Source organism: Rheinheimera sp., from assembly GCF_037442345.1.
Lineage (GTDB): Bacteria > Pseudomonadota > Gammaproteobacteria > Enterobacterales > Alteromonadaceae > Pararheinheimera.
Map to the genome: position 1 here is coordinate 24,506 of NZ_JBBIQL010000008.1, position 18,259 is coordinate 42,764.

12 protein-coding genes are annotated in these 18,259 nt (G+C 52.6%); 9 read left to right on the plus strand and 3 right to left on the minus strand.

What is annotated here, in order from left to right:
- The first annotated feature begins 25 nt into the window (after positions 1-25).
- The 7 genes from WKJ04_RS06090 to WKJ04_RS06120 all read left to right on the plus strand — a co-directional run bounded on the left by WKJ04_RS06090 (position 26) and on the right by WKJ04_RS06120 (position 12,850).
- Complete coding sequence (locus WKJ04_RS06090) at positions 26-3,004, plus strand: EAL domain-containing protein (RefSeq protein WP_337879599.1); 2,979 nt, start codon at positions 26-28, stop codon at positions 3,002-3,004.
- Positions 3,005-3,040: 36 nt separating this feature from the next.
- On the plus strand, positions 3,041-6,136 hold the full coding sequence (locus WKJ04_RS06095) for an amidohydrolase family protein (RefSeq protein ID WP_337879600.1): 3,096 nt from the start codon (positions 3,041-3,043) through the stop codon (positions 6,134-6,136).
- A gap of 10 nt (positions 6,137-6,146) precedes the next feature.
- Positions 6,147-7,445 carry an amidohydrolase family protein gene (locus tag WKJ04_RS06100; RefSeq protein ID WP_337879601.1) on the plus strand — a complete coding sequence of 433 codons (1,299 nt, stop codon included), beginning with the start codon at positions 6,147-6,149 and terminating at the stop codon, positions 7,443-7,445.
- A gap of 61 nt (positions 7,446-7,506) precedes the next feature.
- Entirely contained in the window at positions 7,507-9,174 is a 1,668-nt protein-coding gene (locus WKJ04_RS06105) for a M28 family metallopeptidase (protein ID WP_337879602.1), read from the plus strand.
- Between the two features lie 103 nt (positions 9,175-9,277).
- The gene (locus tag WKJ04_RS06110) at positions 9,278-10,567 is read left to right on the plus strand and encodes a PqiA/YebS family transporter subunit (protein ID WP_337879603.1); all 1,290 of its coding nucleotides are present in this window, start codon (positions 9,278-9,280) and stop codon (positions 10,565-10,567) included.
- On the plus strand, positions 10,560-12,311 hold the full coding sequence (gene pqiB, locus WKJ04_RS06115; RefSeq protein WP_337879604.1) for an intermembrane transport protein PqiB: 1,752 nt from the start codon (positions 10,560-10,562) through the stop codon (positions 12,309-12,311). The genes WKJ04_RS06110 and pqiB overlap by 8 nt, the downstream gene beginning before the upstream one ends.
- Positions 12,308-12,850, plus strand: a complete 543-nt coding sequence (locus WKJ04_RS06120) for an ABC-type transport auxiliary lipoprotein family protein (RefSeq protein ID WP_337879605.1) — start codon at positions 12,308-12,310, stop codon at positions 12,848-12,850. The genes pqiB and WKJ04_RS06120 overlap by 4 nt, the downstream gene beginning before the upstream one ends.
- Positions 12,851-12,899: 49 nt before the next feature.
- Here the strand turns inward: WKJ04_RS06120 and WKJ04_RS06125 are convergent, their stop codons facing one another.
- A complete protein-coding gene (locus WKJ04_RS06125; RefSeq protein WP_337879606.1) occupies positions 12,900-13,991 on the minus strand; it encodes an anhydro-N-acetylmuramic acid kinase in 1,092 nt (363 codons plus the stop codon).
- Positions 13,991-15,298, minus strand: a complete 1,308-nt coding sequence (locus WKJ04_RS06130; protein WP_337879607.1) for a peptidoglycan DD-metalloendopeptidase family protein — start codon at positions 15,296-15,298, stop codon at positions 13,991-13,993. Before WKJ04_RS06130 ends, WKJ04_RS06125 begins: the two co-directional genes overlap by 1 nt.
- 162 nt (positions 15,299-15,460) lie before the next feature.
- Between WKJ04_RS06130 and tyrS the strand changes: the two genes are divergently transcribed.
- Positions 15,461-16,663: a tyrosine--tRNA ligase gene (gene tyrS, locus WKJ04_RS06135; RefSeq protein ID WP_337879608.1), complete on the plus strand. Its 1,203-nt coding sequence runs from the start codon at positions 15,461-15,463 to the stop codon at positions 16,661-16,663.
- A 34-nt stretch (positions 16,664-16,697) separates the two neighbouring features.
- On the opposite strand, the gene WKJ04_RS06140 is transcribed toward tyrS, so the two are convergent.
- A complete protein-coding gene (locus tag WKJ04_RS06140) occupies positions 16,698-17,243 on the minus strand; it encodes a helix-turn-helix domain-containing protein (RefSeq protein WP_337879609.1) in 546 nt (181 codons plus the stop codon).
- Positions 17,244-17,404: 161 nt separating this feature from the next.
- On the opposite strand from WKJ04_RS06140, the gene WKJ04_RS06145 reads away from it, so the two are divergent.
- Entirely contained in the window at positions 17,405-18,256 is an 852-nt protein-coding gene (locus WKJ04_RS06145; RefSeq protein ID WP_337879610.1) for an SPFH domain-containing protein, read from the plus strand.
- Positions 18,257-18,259 lie beyond the last annotated feature (3 nt).

Genomic DNA, 18,259 nt, shown 5'->3' on the forward strand with positions numbered 1-18,259 from the left:
AGCCACTGTCAACTCAGGAAATGAAGTGAAAGACGTCAATTTTCACAAACCCGATGGTATCCACTCCTTAAGCATCCGCTTTGCGGTGCTGGTGTTTTTACTCACCTTTACCGCCAGTGCGGCTATTGCCTATGCAGTGATGCAACTGCAGCACCATGTGCTTTTAGGGCAGGAAAAACAAGAGCTTAAGCTACAGGTTGCCAAGTATGCGCGGCAACTGGATGCCGAATTCCTGGCGCGGGAAAAAATAGCGTTAAGCGCCAACGCAGTGGTCAGCCGTTTTCCACAGCTCAAAGCACCTGACCAGGAGCTGACTGTAGCCGCCGATGGCAGTATCCGCATTCAGGACGAGATTTCCGCTGCGTTTTTACCGGCGGCGGCCTTGGATGAACAACACAAATTTTGGTTGCAACAAACCGGGCCGTTGTGGCAACAGCTGGCTCCTCTGTTGCTAGAGGATTTCTTCAGTTTCTACTTTATCTCCACGAAGGGCATGGTCAGGATAGCGCCATCCGATTGGGCGCTGGAAGTGCCGGTGGATCATCCTATTACCAGTGAAGTGTTCTACCGCATCGGGACACCAGAACAAAACCCGAATCGCCTGCCGCGCTGGACCGAAATTTATTACGATCCGATCTGGCAAAAGTGGATGACCAGCCTGGTGGTACCGGTGTATCGGCAGGATGAGTTTCTGGGGATTACCGGCACCGACTTTGTGCTGGATGAATTATTTGTCAATCTCGCGGCAATGGACCAGACCGCCACCGGTGTGCGGGCTTTGTTGTACGACCAGAAAGGCAATTTACTGGTGGAGGGCAACAAACCTGTGGTCGATCTGTCCAGACCGAATTTCCCAACCGATTATTCGGCGGTTAAACCCCGTCAGCCGGAATTAGCCGGTTACATTGAGCAACTGGTCCGCCAGCCTGAACAGTGGCAACAACAGGCTGATTTGCCGGGTTACCTGGTGGCCAACGCCAAAATAGAGCGGCTCGGCTGGTATTTAACCCTGTACCAGGACAAAGAAGTGGTGCTGGCCGGGCTGGATGATTTTCGTGACAACCTGATGCTGACCTTTCTGGCCGTGGCTGTAGTGGTGGCACTGTCGCTGCAGTTTTTTATCTACCAGTTTATTTTAAAACGCCTGACCCGGTTATCCGGTGCTGTGCAGCAATTAAGCCGGGGTGACGGTCAGTTGCCTGAGCTGGACCAAAGTACGGATGAAATTGGACTATTGAATCAAGCGTTTAACTCAATGTCTGAAGAAATTCATCAACTCATTACTGGCCTGAACCGCAGGATTCAGGAAAAAGAGGAAGCGGAACGGGCCACCCGTAAACTGACCAAAGCCGTGGCGTTTTCCAGTTCAGGCATAGTGCTGACTGACAAATCCTTGCGTATTGAATACGCCAACCCCTTTATGCTGGAGCTGATTGGCTCCAGTGCAGAGCAACTCCAACACCAACCCTTGTCGGCCCTGTTTGCGGTGGAAATGTTTTTTGTCGGTGAAGAGATTGCTCAGACACTGCAGGAACGCCATCACTGGCGCGGCGATATGCTGATGCAACATGCTGAGCGTAAGCTCTGGGTGTCGCTGGCGATAGCGCCTATCCGCGATGAAAAAGGTGAGTTGAGCAATTATGTCTGTGCTATGCAGGATATTTCGTTTATCAAAGAGAGCCAGCGCAAAATGGAACAGCTGGCGTACTACGATGTGCTGACCGGCATTGCCAACCGCAGTTATTTCCGTGACCAGCTGCGAAAAGCGATAGCGATGGCGTCCAGAGGCTATTACCACTTTGCCTTGTTGTACTTTGATCTGGATGAATTTAAGCGGATTAACGATACCCTCGGCCATGATGCGGGTGATGAGCTGCTCAAAGAGGTGGCGCGGCGGTTGATCTCCAGGTTACGAGAAGAAGACACCATAGCCCGGCTGGGCGGCGATGAGTTTGCGGTGATTTTGAGTGGGGTGAAAGACCGTGAGCAGGCCGCCAGGACCGCAGAAAACCTGCAACAAAGTTTTGCAGCCCCGGTGAAACTGGCCGGTGAGGAAGTGGCGATCAGTGCCAGCATAGGTATCACCATAGCGCCCGAAGACGCCGCCGATGAAGAGTTGCTGCTCAAGCATGCAGACCTGGCCATGTACGAAGCCAAAGCCCGTGGCAAAAATACTTACCATTTCTTCAGCCAGGATCTGAACGACGCCGCCAAAGAAAAACTGCTGATTGAAACCCAGTTGCGTGAGGCGATACGTGAGCATCAGTTTGTGCTGTTTTACCAGCCGAAAATTGACATCCGCAGCCATAAAATTATTGGTTATGAGGCACTGCTGCGCTGGATCAGGCCCGATGGCAGTATGATCCCGCCGCTGCGTTTTATTCCGGTGGCGGAAAGCACAGGCTTGATTGTTGAAATAGGTGAATGGGTGATCTGGGAAGCCTGCCGTTTTATCAGTCGTCAGCAAAGTAAGGGGCACGATGTCACCATTGCGGTGAATCTGTCCGCGCGGCAATTTTCGGACCAGAGTCTGGCGGCTATGGTTGAGCGTATTTTACAAAGAACCGGCGCCAGACCACAGTCACTGACTTTTGAAATCACAGAATCCATGTTAATGGGGGATACCGATGCGGCTATTACCCAACTAAATGAGTTAAAACAGCTCGGTGTGGCTTTATCTATCGACGACTTTGGTACAGGCTATTCTTCGCTGAGTTACTTAAAACGTTTCCCGGTAGACGAGCTGAAAATCGACCGCTCTTTTGTTAAAGACATTCCGGAAGACACCAATGATATGGACATTGTTGCCGCCATTATTGCGATGGCGCAAAAAATGAACCTGAGGGTGGTGGCTGAAGGGGTGGAGACTGCGGAGCAGATCGAGTTCTTACATAATAATGCTTGCTACCTGGTTCAGGGCTATTACTTCAGTATGCCTAAAGCAGAACAAGAGCTGTATAACCTGAACTATCAGCCTCTGGTCCATCAGGCCGCTGACGCCTGAAGGCCCTGACACTACTAATTAAACCAGGAACAATTCATGACCAGATTACGACTGTCATTGTGCAGTACGGCCTTGCTTTGCGCGCTAGTGCCTGCTGCCCATGCCGACCAGACGACACCTGTGCAGGGGATCCGCGATAAATCTCTGCATTGGTATGCCTTAACCAATGCCACAGTGCTGACAGAGCCGGGCAAACGCCTGGATAACGCGACCCTGTTGATTCAAGACGGAAAAATTATCCGGGTGGGCGGCGATGTCGCTGTACCGGCCGGTTATCAGCAGATTGATGCCAGCGGTTATTACATTTACCCGGGCTTTATTGACCTGTTCAGCCAGTATGGTGTGCCAAAAGCCGGCAAAGGCGAAGGGTTCAGCTTTGGCCGCAAGCCGAACTACAGCAATGAACGGCAGGGGGGCAACGCCAGCAATGCTGCTATTCATGCCCGCCTGAACTGGGTGGACCAATTTAAACCCGATGCAGAACAGGCCAGGAGTTATCAGCAACAGGGTTTTACCACAGTGCAGTCCGCCCGTCAGGACGGTATTTTTCGTGGTCAGGCTTTTGTGGCGTCATTGCTGCCGGGCTTACCAAACGAAGCGGTGATCAAAAGCACGGGCAACCAGTTTATGGCCTTTAGCAAAGGCAGCTCACAGCAAAGCTATCCCTCATCACTGATGGGCAGTATTGCGCTGATTCGTCAGACACTGTCGGACGCCAGCTGGTATGCGCAGGCGCACGGCAAAACCGACTGGCGTTTTTACAACCAGCCGGTTGAGTTTAATGCCGATCTGGCGGCTTTGGGTCAGTTGTCACAACAAGGTGTGGTGTTCGAAGTGGGCGACGATCAGGCGCTGCTGCGCGCGGATCTGCTGCTGAAGGAATTTGGTATCAGCAAAGCCAGCCTGGTGGGCACAGGCTATGAATACAACCGTCTGGCAGAGCTGAAAGCTTCAGGCCGTTCATTAATTTTGCCTTTGGCATTTCCGGCTGCGCCCACTGTTCAGCAACTGACTGATCAACTGGATGTTGAACTGGCGCAATTGCGACACTGGGAAAGGGCGCCGGCCAACGCGGCGGCACTGGCCAAAGCTGAAATTCCGTTTGCGCTGACCCTACACAAGCTGGAAAAACCAGAACAATTCTGGCCGAACTTGCGTAAAGCCGTGCAGTATGGCCTGAGCGAACAGCAAGCGTTAGCGGCGTTAACCACAGTACCGGCAAAGTGGTTGGGGCTGGAAGCACAATTGGGCAAGGTAGCGCCTGGTTACCTGGCCGATTTAGTGGTCAGTAAAGGGGATCTGTTTGCCGACGGTGAAATTGTGGCGACCTGGGTGCGGGGTCAGCAACAGCAGTTTAAAGCCATGGATTTACCGCAATTTGCCGGTACTTATACTTTGTCGGCGGCAGGCCTGAGTGTGCCGGTCCAGCTGACGGACAAAGACGGCAAGGTGGAGGGTAAAGTCAGTGTTGCAGGGAAAGAAAGCAAACTCAGCCATGTGCTGAACCAGCGTAACCAGCTGCAGTTCAGCCTGGATTTGAAAGCGCTGGAGCAGGGGCCGGGGGTGGTTCAGTTCAGCGGTGTACTGGACGGCAATGTGCTGACCGGTACTTTAGTGATGGCGGATGGCCAGCGCTACCCTGTCAGCAGCGCACGCCAGCCGGCTGCTAAACCTGAGGATAAAAAAGCAGCGAAACCTGACGTCACCCTGCTGTCCAGCCTGACCACACCAAACCGTGCTTACGGCGTTATGACCAAAGCCAAGCAGCAAAATGTGCATATTAAGAATGCCACGGTCTGGACCTCCGCAGCGGCTGGCAAGCTGGAAAACACCGATCTGCTGGTGGAAGACGGCCGCTTTGTCAAAATTGGCCAGAACCTGAAAACCCCTTCAGGTTTCACGGTCATTGACGCCACAGGCCTGCATGTGACCGCCGGTATTATTGACGAACACTCGCATATTGCGATTGATCAGGGCGTAAACGAGGGGTCGGATGCCATTACCTCCGAGGTGCGTATTGGCGATGTGCTGGACGCCGACGATATCAATATTTACCGCGGTTTGGCTGGCGGTACCACCACAGCCCAGTTGCTGCACGGCAGCGCCAACCCTATTGGGGGCCAGGCACAGATCATTCAGCTGCGTTGGGGCGACAGTGCCCAGCAACTGAAATTTAAAGGCGCACCACCGAGCATCAAGTTTGCGTTGGGTGAAAACGTCAAACAGGCCAATTGGGGGGAAGCTTTTACCATCCGGTATCCGCAAACCCGCATTGGTGTGGACACTATTATCCGTGACGCGTTCCAGGCGGCGAAAGAGTACAAGGCCCAGCTGGCGGCTTACGAGGATTTATCCCGTTCGGAGAAAGCCAAAACCGCCGCGCCACGGCCAGACTACCGCTTAAATGCCTTGGTGGAGATTCTGGATAAACAACGTTTTATTCATGTGCATTCCTATGTGGCCTCTGAAATCCTGATGATTATCAAACTGGCTGACGAAATGGGCTTTAACATCACCACCTTTACCCACATTCTGGAAGGCTACAAAGTGGCCGACGAGATGAAAAAACATGGTGCCAGCGCCTCCAGTTTTGCCGACTGGTGGGCCTATAAAATGGAAGTGCAGGATGCCATTCCGTACAACGTCTGTCTGATGCAGCAACAAGGGGTGCTGACCAGTATCAATTCAGACAGCCCCGACCTGCAACGCCGATTGAACCAGGAAGCCGCCAAAGCCGTGGTGTACTGCGGTATGGATGAACAGGCGGCATTGAATATGGCCACCATTAATCCGGCCAAACAGCTGAAAATTGACCACAAAGTGGGCTCCATTGAAGAAGGCAAACAGGCTGACTTTGTGATTTGGACTGCCAACCCGCTGTCGGTGTACGCTCAGGCCAAATCCACCTGGATTGAAGGGGCTATGTATTACTCACAGCAGCAGGATGAACTGATGCAACAGCAGGTCGCAGCCGAAAAGCAGCAACTGATCCAAAAAGTGCTGAATGCACCTGACAAAGACAAAGCAGGTTCTGGGGCCAGTTACAAGGCGAACAACCCGGTTTGGCATTGTGAAGATAACCACGACCTGATGACTGTTGGTGGTTATCAGTTGATTGGCCATAGCCACTAAGGAGTCTGCGATGAAATTATCAGTATTCAAACTGGCTCTGCTGGCTGCATTCAGCAGCGGCGTGATGGCCAACGATGTGATTCCGGCTGCACCGCAGTCGGCGCCTGTTCTGTTGACGGATGCCACAGTGCATACGGTGACTCAGGGCACCTTAACGGCGACAGACGTGTTGCTGGTGGACGGCAAAATCAGTGCTGTGGGCACCGATTTAACAGCACCAGCCGGCGCGACAGTGGTGGATTTAACAGGTAAGCATCTGTACCCGGGGCTGATTGCACTGGCAAACCAGCTGGGCCTGACTGAAATTGAAGCGGTGCGCTCGACCGACGACACCACCGAAGTGACTCAGACCAACCCGGATCTGAAAGCGCAAATTGCTTACAACGCCGATTCGGAAGTGATCCCGACCATTCGGGCCAATGGGTTTGCGTACAGCATGGTGTACCCCAATGGCTCGATGCTGATGGGGCAGTCGGCGCTGATGCAGCTGGACGCCTGGAACTGGCAGGATGCGACTGTTTCTGATTCGGTGGCGCTGCATCTGAAATGGCCAAAAGCGGATTTACAAACCAGCCCCTGGCGGCCACAAAAACCGGAGGATATCCGCAAACAAAGCGCCAAAGATTTAACCCAGCTGTACAGCTACTTTAAAACCGCCAAAGCCTATGCCGATGCCGTCCAAGCGGGCACCGATGTCGCAGTGGATTCGCGGTGGCAGGCGATGATCCCGGTATTTGCCGGTCAGAAACCGGTTTTTGTGCACGCGGATGATCAGCGCCAGATGGAGCAGGCCCTGCAGCTGCAAAAACAATACGGTTTTGCCATGACCTTTGTCGGAGGCCGTGACGCCTGGAGAATAGCGCCTGCTCTGGCGGCTGCTAATGTCTCGGTGATTTACACCACGCCTTACGGTATTCCTGAACGGGCCGATGAAGCCAGCAACCAGTCGTTCCGGACGCCGGCACAGCTGGCCAAAGCAGGGGTCAGGTTCGCTTTGTCGCTGGATGGCTACTGGGACACCCGCAACGTGGTATTTGCTGCAGGTCAGGCGATCAGCTACGGGCTGGACAAAGAGGTCGCGTTACGTTCTGTTACACTTGACGCCGCTGCTATTGCCGGGGTGGCTGATAAAATAGGCAGTATTGAAGTGGGCAAAGCAGCCACTTTAGTGGTGTCAGACGGTGACATTTTTGACTATCTGGGGCACAGGGTCCGTTATTTATGGATTGACGGTCGTCAGGTGGATTTATCCAGCCGGCACACCCAGCTGCGGGACAAATACCAGCAGCGCTACCAGGATACGAATTAAACCAACAAGAGAAACGACCTGTTCAGGGGCTGCGGCCCCTGAATTTTTTAAAGGAACAGCGATGAAATTATCTCTACTTGCTGCCGCCACAGCGGCATTGCTGCTGGCAGGTTGCCAGCAAACCAGCCAGAACCCGGCACCTTTGGCCAAAGCCAGTGCGACCGCCATAGAAGCTCATATGACCTTTTTAGCGGATGACAGCCTGGAAGGACGTGATACTGGCAGCCGGGGGCATCAGATTGCTTCGCACTATATTGCCACCCAATTGCAGGCTTTGGGCCTGGCTCCAGCCGGTGAACAAGGCTATTTTCAGACCGTACCTATGCGCAAAGCTTTGCTGAAGCCGGGCAGTGCCAAAATGAGCCTGACGGTGAATGGCAAAACCACTGACTTTGGCTACCCAAATCAGTTTTTTACCGGCCCCAGTCTGAGTGAGGCTGTGTCTGAGGTCACGGCAGGTTTGGTCTTTGTTGGTTATGGTCTGGTATCAGAAGAGTTTGGCATTAACGATTACCAGGGCCTGGACGTCAAAGGAAAAATTGTGGTGATGCTCAGTGGCCGGCCTAAGTCACTGCCGAGCGAAGAAGCCGCGCATATTCAAAGTCTGAAAGGCAAACTGGCAGCTGAACATGGCGCTGTTGGCATTCTGACCATTCATACACCGGAACGTGAAAAAGTGCGGCCTTACGCCACCAGCATTTTGTATCTGAACAGCCCGAGCATGGGGTGGGTGCATAAAGATGGTTCTGTTGAAGGCGAGCATAAAGAGCTGAAAGGGGGGGCTTACCTGCACACCGACACGGCCAAAACCTTGTTTGAAGGTGCAGCAGAAAGCTTGGATGCTGTGTTTGCCCAGATGGACGCGGGCCAACATCCAAAAGGTTTCGCGTTAAAAGGTGAAGTCAGTCTGCACCGTGAATCCACCCTGGAAGAGATTCAGAGCCCGAATGTGGCGGCCGTGCTGCCAGGTTCAGACCCACAGTTAAAAGACGAATATGTGGTGGTCACAGCGCACTCTGACCATATTGGTTTGAGCAATGACGTACGCAGCAAAGATAAAATCAACAACGGCCTGATGGACAATGCCGCCGGTGTTGGCATTCTGCTGGAGACTGCCCGTTTGTTCAGCCAGGCGCCAGCAAAACCCAAACGTTCCATTTTATTTGTTGCTGTGACAGGGGAAGAAAAAGGTTTATTGGGCGCGGATTATTTTGCCCATTACCCGACCCGCCCTATCGACAAACTGGTGGCGAACGTGAACCTGGATATGCCGGTACTGCTGTATCCGTTTGCCGATGTGGTGGCGTTTGGTGCCAATCATTCCAGCCTGGGGGCTGTGGTGGATAAAGCGGCCGCTTCGGTGGGCATTAAACAAAGTGCAGACCCTATGCCGGAGCAGGCTATTTTCACCCGCTCTGACCACTACACCCTGGTGCAGAAAGGCGTGCCTTCGGTGTTCCTGATGACGGGTTTTACCTCACAGGACCCGAAACAAAAGGGTGGTGAAGTCTGGGGCAAGTTTTTTGCCAAACACTACCACAAGCCAAGCGACGATGTCGCAGGCCTGACGGCTGATTTTGGCACTGTCCGCTACGATGCCGGTGCCTTGTTTGCCGACCTGAACTACGCCATTGCGACTGAAGTGGCCAATGCGCCGCAACGTCCGGTCTGGTTAAAAGACAGTTTCTTTGGCAAAATTTTTGGCCAGAGTTACAACGTGCAAAAGTAGTACTGCAGAAAAACAAAACCAAAAGCCACCTTCGGGTGGCTTTGTTTTATCCGGTCAAACTTTTACAATGGCTGTCTGAGTACCTATGACCTGAGGTGTGGTTTTGACGGAGAACCTGGCTTTGACCAGTGTGCATAAGGAGACAGCTCATCCGCATGAGCTGGTATTGTGCCGTCATTGTGATCTGCTGCAGCAGTTGCCACCACTTCAGGTGGGCCAGGAAGCCGCTTGCAGCCGTTGCGGTTATTTGCTGGATATGCGGCAAAAAGACCCGGTACTACGACCCATTTTGTATGCCCTCAGTGCCTTACTGATGCTGGTGCTGTCGAACCTGTTTCCTTTTATTGGTATGAATGTGGCGGGTAACAGCCACTTTATGGATTTTATTGACACCTCCTCTGTGTTGTTTGAAGAGCAGCATCAATGGCTGGCGGTGCTGGTCTGGCTTTTTATTCAGGCGGTGCCGGCCCTGTGTATGCTGGCGGTGATCTACCTGAAGCTGGGTATGATCTGGCCATTGAGGGGGTTGGTCTGGACGGCCAGAGTGCTGTATCTGCTGAAACCCTGGAGCATGGTTGACATTTTCCTGATTGGTGTGCTGGTCGCTTTTGTCAAACTGGTGGTCTATGCCGATATTTCGCTCGGCATGAGTTTCTGGGCCTTTTGTCTGTTTTGTCTGTTGCATTTGCGCACCTTTCAGGTGATTGACCGCCATGCGTTATGGCAGTCCATTGCGCCAGCGCCACAACCGGCGGCGCCAGAGATGGCCGGTCGCAATGGCATTGCACTGAATCTGGCCAGTTGCAGCTGCTGTACCGCCATTGTGGCGGTGGAGCAAAAGTTTTGTGGCCGTTGTGGCACCAAAGTGGTGCTGCGTGAACCCTACAGTCTGCAAAAAACCCTGGCCTGGCTGCTCACCGCTGCAGTGCTGTATATTCCGGCCAATCTTTTACCCATTATGGAGACTGTGTCTTTAGGCAGCAGCATTCAGTCCACCATTATCAGTGGCATCATTCTGATGTGGCGCGACGGGGCTTACCCCGTTGCCATTATTATCCTGCTGGCCAGTGTGGTGATCCCAGTGCTGAAAATTGCCATTATGTTCTGGCTTTGTTATCTGGCGGCTTTGCCTGGTCACAAGCGGCAATTGCTCTCCACCAGAGTTTACCTGGTGGTCGACTGGATAGGCCGCTGGTCTATGGTGGATGTGCTGGTGGTGGCTATACTGGCGGCTTTGGTCCGCTTTGATTTATTAATGGGTGTGTATCCTGGTATGGGGGCATTGGTGTTTGCCTGCGTGGTGATCACCACTATGCTGGCTGCCATGAGTTTTGATCCCCGCTTGCTGTGGGATCAGCGAAAACAACAAACTGTGGAGGAACAGGGTGGCTAAAACACAGAACAGGGTGGCGGCAGTGAAAAAAATCCGCCAGTTGTCACCGATCTGGATAGTGCCTTTTATTGCAATCGCCATAGGGATCTGGATGTTGTATTACACCCAGAAGAATCAGGGGCCGGTCATTACGCTGGTGACCTTGAATGCCGAAGGTATAGTGGCAGGCAAAACCCAGATCAAAAGCCGCAGTGTCGATATAGGCCGGGTGGAATCTGTGCAGTTGTCGGAGGATCTGAGCAAAGTGCTGGTCAAAGCCCAGCTCGACCCAGGCGTTGAAGGTTTGCTCAATGAAGATACTCAGCTTTGGGTAGTCAAACCGACCATAGGCCGTGGTGGCGTCAGTGGTCTGAATACTTTGTTATCCGGGGCTTACATTGAACTGCAGCCAGGCAGGAAAACCGATGTACAGAAGTATTATTTTGAATTGCTGGACAGCCCGCCAATAGCACCGGCTGATGCCGCAGGCGTGCGGGTGCAGTTGCTCAGTGACGATGCCACTGCATTGGCGGTCGGTGATCCTGTGTTGTATCACGGTTATGCGGTGGGAACTGTGGAACGCAGTGAATTTGATGCCAAAGCCGGCCATATGCAGTATCAGCTGTTTGTGCGCGCTCCTTATGACAGCCTGGTCACCGAAAACGTGCGGTTCTGGCAGGCCAGTGGTATGGCGTTGGATATGTCGGCACAGGGCATCCGGGTTGAACTGGCATCCATTGCTACTTTACTGAGTGGCGGGGTGCATTTTGATGTGCTCGAAGGCTGGCCGGTCGGCGACAAAGTGGCCAGTAACACGCAATTTCAGCTGTTTAAAAACCAGAAGAGTATTCAGGAAGGCCTGTACACGGATTACCTGGAATACGTGCTGTTGTTTGATGAATCCATCCGCGGCTTAAGCCCGGGGGCACCCATTGAATACAAAGGGATCCGTATTGGTACTGTGGCGGCAGCGCCATATTTCTTTCAGCTGAAAAACCCATTGGATGTGGCCTTTAACCAGGGCATTCCGGTGTTGATCCGGCTGGAGTCTGGCCGGCTGGCCGGTGATTTGACGTTAAAACTACTGGAATCTGAACTGGAGCAGGCGGTACAACAGGGCCTGCGGGCCGTGTTAAAAACCGGCAGTCTGTTAACCGGCGCCTTGTACATCGAGCTGGTGCGTACTGACGCCAAACTGCCGAAACAAACCCCCGCTGTGCCTGCTCTTGCCGCGGATGCAGATAACTCAGAGGTGGACGTGTCGACGGCGGCTAGAGCTGATTTTCAGAGCCAGGAAGGGGCAGTGCCCGGCTATCAGTTGCCACAACTGGCGGGCCACAAGCTGCTGCCAACCTCTCCCAGTGGGCTGGCGAATATAGAACAAAAAATTCTGCAGGTGCTGGATAAACTGAACCAGCTGCCGGTTGAGTCCGTGCTGAAACAAAGTGAACAGACTTTGCTGCAAAGTGAGCAGATGCTGAAAAACGCCGACGCACTGCTCCGGTCACTGGACGCGCTGGTGGGCAGCCAGCAGGTGAAGGAGTTGCCACAGGACATGCAAAAAACCTTGCTGGAGCTGCGCCGCACTATGGCCGGTTTTGCCCCTGGCGCCCCGGCTTACGAAAAACTGAACAGCAATCTGCAGGCGATGGACCAGTTATTGCGTGATTTACAGCCCGTGATTAAAACCATGAACAGTCAGAGTAATGCGCTGATTTTTTCGGCCGAACCTGCTGATGATCCAGAGCCGGAGGCATCGAAATGATCAGATTTTCTGTGTACGCAACTGTGTTGCTGCTGACTGCCTGCAGCAGCTCTGCGCCGACCATTCAGTATTACCTGTTGCCTGAAGTGCTGCCGGCTTTTACGGCAGAGGCACAAAAACGCCTGGTGCTGGAACCTGTGCAGGTGGCGAGTTTCCTCAATACCAATGCACTGATTTATCAGCAGTCTGAGGTAGAACTGAACCCAACCCGCTTGCATCAGTGGGCTGAGCCACTGGACCAACAACTGACCCGCAGTTTAGTGGCACAACTGTCGAAACTCAGGCCTGAGTACCAGATTGCCAGCGAAGCCAGTTCAGCCAGTGATTTACGTCTGACGGTGCAGGTCAGCCAGTTTCAGATCAGCAGCACAGGTCAGGTGCTGATCAGCGCCCGTATGCATCTGCTCAACGGGGCCGAGCTGAAACAACAAAGCTTCAGCCTGAGCCTGCCGTTGCCGGACGATGGTTATGCAGTGGCCGTGCAGACATTGGGGCAGGGCTGGCACCAACTGGCGCAGCAAATCAGCGAAAATTTGTAAGGCATGATCCCCAAAAAAAAGCCGCGATTGCGGCTTTTTTTATGGTTTTTTAATAGCCGAATTCGACGCCAAGCACAGTGGCTTTGCTGGCCCCTGTCACTTCAGGCAGATTGCCAGGAAGCTTCTGATCATAAGCAAAAGCCAACCAGGCAAAGGCCATGGCCTCCACCCAGTTTGGGTCTATGCCCAGGGCTTTGGTGCTGTCAACAGCGGCTGCAGGCCTGAGTTGCTGCAGCTCCCGTACCAGCTGTGCGTTGTAGGCGCCACCACCACAGAGGTAGAGTTGAGCCACATTCTTCGGTAAGGCGGCCATGATGGTTTCTGCGGTAAAACGGGTCAGAGTGCGCTGCACATCGGCTGCTGGCAAAGCAAAACCTTGCAGGGCCTGATTCAGCCACTGCTGGTTAAAGTATTCGCGCCCTGTGCTTTTCGGGCCTGTGCGGCTGAAATAAGGGTCCTGCCACAAGGATTGCAACAGCCCTGCATGCAGCTGGCCGGAAGCGGCAAAATCGCCGTTTTGATCATAAGGTCCCAGGCCGTGCTGCTGAACCCATAAATCCATCAGGCAATTGCCTGGCCCCGTGTCAAAGCCGGTGACCGGCAGGCCTGGGCACAGCAGGGTGGCGTTGGCAATGCCGCCAATATTGACCACTGCCCGTGCTTCTGTAAGGCTGGCAAAGACTGCCTGATGAAAAGCCGGGACCAGCGGAGCCCCCTGGCCACCCAACGCCATATCTTTTTGCCTGAACTGTGAAATGACCCGGATTTGGCTTTGCACCGCCAGCCTGAACATATCACCGGCCTGGTAGGTAAAGCCATAGTGGCCGTCAGGCCTGTGTCGTATGGTCTGACCATGGCAACCAATGGCTTTGACGGCGGACGCTGTGACGCCGGCACGCTTGAGCAACTGCAGAGTGGCGGCCGCATAGGCCTCTGCCAACTGCGCTTCTGCCAGACCTAAACAGTCAATTTCATTGGCGCCGGGCTGACTTAAGGCGAACAACTGCTGGCGTAATGCCGCTGGAAAGGCACAGTGATGCGTCCGGACAAGTACAGGGGCAGGGGAGGAGAAATCGACCAGCGCCAGATCGATCCCATCGAGACTGGTGCCGGACATAATACCGACATAAAGCTGCGACATTATTCTGCCGCAGCAGTCATGCTACGTTCGTGAGTATCCAACTGAGCGATCAGTTGCTGCGCCTGAGCCACAAAAGCTAAGCGGTCTTTGTTTGACAGCGGCTCGGCCTGCGGCAGTTTCACAGTACGTGGATTACGGTGTACACCACCGACCACAAATTCATAGTGCAAGTGAGCGCCGGTGACCCGGCCTGTGCCGCCCAAACGACCAATCACCTGGCCCTGACGTACAGTTTCACCTTTTTTCACATCCCGTTTGGACAGGTGCAGGTACTTGGTCACTATATTGTTTTTATGCTGAACAAACACATAGTTGCCATTCACACCGTTGTAAGTGGATGCAATAACTTTGCCATCACCGGCCGCCATAATGGGGGTACCGACCGCTGCTACATAGTCCACCCCATTATGCGGGCGAACCTTCTTTAACACCGGGTGGAAACGTTTTGGATTGAAATTGGAGCTGACGTACTGGAAACTGACCGGCGCCCGCAGGAACGCCTGCCGCATGGCTTTGCCGTCAGGCTTGTAGTAACCGCCGTCTTTGTGTTTGACCGCCTGATACAGGGTGCCTTCGTTACGGAATTGCGCTGCCAGAATATCGCCGTTGCCAACAAACTGGCCGTCAGCGTATTTGGTTTCAAACAAGACGCTGAAGCTGTCACCCGCTTTAATATCCAGACCAAAGTCGATGTCGTAGCTGAAAATGCTGTTGGCTAAGGTGAGCATTTGGGATTCGGACAAGCCCGCTTCCAGACCGGCATTCCAGAATGAACCGTTAATGACGCCACTGACAATCTCAGTGCGCACTTCCACTTCTTTCAGCAGTTCTTCGGCGAAAAATTTGTTGTCGGCACTACGCTGTACCCTCAGGGTTTTCAGGTTGCTGACCGGGTAACGGATTTCCTGCAACAAACCCTGGTTATTCAGACCAAACTCAATTTGTTCACCGGGGAAAATCCGGGTCAGGGTCTTCACCTCTTTCCCCAGGCTTAATACGTCCCGCATCACGGTTTGGTCTAAATTGGCTTTTTTGAACACAGACGACAGGTTGTCGCCTTTTTTTACTTCAACGGTGACCCATTCTAAAGAGTTATCTTCCTGCGGCAGGGTACCCAATTGCTGTCCGGCAATTTTCTCCTCCACCATAGGAACTTCAAGACTGTATCTTTTCCCAACTTCCAGCTCAGAGGTTTCTGTACTTCTGGACGCTGAGGCTTGTTCTGACGGGATCAGCAGTAAAACAGCAACAATACTGCTTACAGCGCCGATTAATAACCGATGTTTGATAGGCAAAGAAGAAAACATGAATAGCGCATCTCTTATTGTTATCAGACAAACCACTAAAAAAATGAGGATATAACGATTTTTTAGCCGATGCTACTGTTTTGTCGGTTTGATCCAAAGAAATGTTCCAGTAGAATGCGGTGTTAGATTTTAAAGAACCAAAACTTGATGTAGGAGTGCACCATGGCTCACTGGGAGCAGGCGCTGGCTGAGATAAAACGCGGCTGCGAAGAGATTTTGCTGGAAGAAGATTTAATTGAAAAGTTAAAGGAAGGAAAACCTTTAAAAATCAAGGCGGGCTTCGATCCAACAGCACCAGATTTGCATTTGGGCCACACGGTTCTTATTAACAAATTACGCACCTTCCAACAGTTAGGCCATGAAGTCATTTTCCTGATTGGCGACTTCACCGGCATGATTGGTGACCCAACCGGCAAAAATGTCACCCGCAAGCCGTTGACCCGCGACGATGTGCTGGCCAATGCCCAGACCTATAAAGAGCAGGTGTTTAAAATTCTTGACCCGGCGAAAACCCGGGTAGCCTTTAACTCCGAATGGATGGAGCAACTGGGGGCGGCTGGCATGATCAAACTGGCGTCCCGCCAGACCGTGGCCCGTATGCTGGAACGTGACGACTTCAAAAAACGTTATGCCAATAATCAGTCCATAGCTATTCATGAGTTTTTATACCCGCTGGTGCAAGGCTGGGATTCAGTAGCGCTGCAGGCCGATGTGGAAATGGGCGGCACCGACCAGCGCTTCAACCTGCTGATGGGCCGTGAATTGCAAAAAGACGAAGGGCAGCGCCCGCAGACCATTATTATGGTGCCGCTGCTGGAAGGTCTGGACGGTGTGCAGAAAATGTCCAAATCCTTGGGCAATTACATCGGCATCACCGACACGCCGTCAGAGATGTTTGGCAAAGTGATGTCGATCAGCGACGATTTAATGTGGCGCTACTACGACTTGCTGAGTTTCCGCCCGCTTGCTGAACTTGCAGAGCTGAAACAACAGGCTGCAGCAGGCCGCAACCCTCGGGACATTAAAATTGAGCTGGCCAAAGAGTTGATTGCCCGCTTCCACGATCAGGCCGCGGCCGATGCCGCCGAGCAGGATTTTATCCAGCGTTTTTCCAGAAATGCATTGCCGGATGATATTCCACAACTGAGCTTAACACTGGAAGGCGACAGCATTGCGATTACGAATCTGCTGAAAGAGGCTGGTCTGGTTGAAAGCACGTCTGAAGCAATGCGGATGATCAAACAAGGTGCGGTCAAGCTGGACGGTGAGCTGAAAGTGGACGACAGCAAGCTGGAGTTCAGCAAAGGCTCCAGCCATATTTTCCAGGTCGGCAAGCGCAAATTTGCCAAAGTCACACTGAATTGAACATAGTGACAGACAAGGGCCGTAAAGGCCCTTTTTAGTCGATTTTCTGTCGAACCCGCTGTAACAGGGTTTGCTGTAACAGCGGTTTGAGGAACCTGGGCTCAAAAGGGTAAGTCAGATAAGGCACCTGATACTGCTGCGCCTGCTGTGGATCTGAGCATAAAATGAACTGGCAATTTTGTTGCTGTAACTCTCCGATCAGCAACTGAGCATTCATATCATCGGGTAACTGGTGTACCAACATTAAATCGGCTTTGGTCTTTCCGGCCAGCAACAAGGCCTGCACTCCATTCTGGGACGAGCTGACTTCAACCGGCAATTGCCACTGACTGACATGCAGTTTTACCTGTGTTGCAAAACTCGGTTCAGAGGACAAGGCCACCAGATTCAGCAGGGGCATTTCCCGTTGCTTTTGTTGCAACAGCTGTAACAGGGATTGCTGGTCAATACGCCTGTGACCCCCCGGTGTTTTCCATGCATGCAGTAAGCCCTGTTCAACCCACAGCTGAATAGTTCTGACGGACACGCCAAGCACTTGGGCGGCCTGACGGGTGGAAAGTAACTGATGATGATCTGACATAACACAACTTCTGACTTGTATGTTTTTATCATATTTATCATTTGAGCCAATGTCAATCTGTGTGTTTATCAATTTTTTCAAAAATTAGTTTATGCCTGTGCTTGATTTTTGAACAGTTATGGTAAATATTGATATCAAATTGATATCAATAAGGTGTGATCATGAAGGAATCTCAAGTGAATAGCCGTAGTGGTTTTGCAATGTTAGCGGTCTTGCTGGTGTTGCAGTTACTCAGCGTTAGCGCCGTTGTGTTCTTGATGGGCCTGTTGAAAGCTTTGGCGCTGGTGCTGGCGATAGTGGTGTTTGTCTGTTGGTTTGGTTTTTATATGGTGCAGCCTAACCAGGCTGCTGTGCTGCAGTTGTTTGGCCGTTATGTTGGTTCTGATCATCAGACGGGCCTGCGCTGGGCCAACCCCTTTTACAGTAAGCAACGTGTTTCGTTGCGGGTGCGCAACTTCGAAAGTGGCAAGCTGAAAGTCAACGACCATGCCGGTAATCCGGTGGAAATTGCGGCCGTGGTGGTGTGGAAAGTGGTCGACAGCGCCGAAGCCGTATTTGAAGTAGAAGACTATGAAAACTTTGTCAGCATTCAAAGTGAAGCGGCTTTGCGTTTCCTGGCGTCAAGTTACCCTTATGAAGCAGCTGAAGAACACGAGCTGAGCTTGCGAAGTAATGGGCAGGAAATTGTCGAGTTACTGAAGCAGGAAATCCAGGCCAGGCTGGAAAAAGCCGGTGTTGAAGTGCTGGAAGCCCGCATCAGCCACTTGGCTTATGCGCCGGAAATTGCCAGCGCTATGCTGCAGCGCCAGCAAGCCCGTGCCGTGGTGATGGCCAGGCAGCAACTGGTGGAAGGCGCAGTGGGTATGGTGGAGCTGGCGTTGGCCCGTCTATCAGAAAAAGGGGTGGTGGAATTGGATGAAGAGCGCAAAGCGGCCATGGTCAGTAATCTGTTGGTAGTGCTTTGTGGTGATCATCAGGTGCAACCTGTGGTGAATGCCGGCTCGTTGTATTAAGGA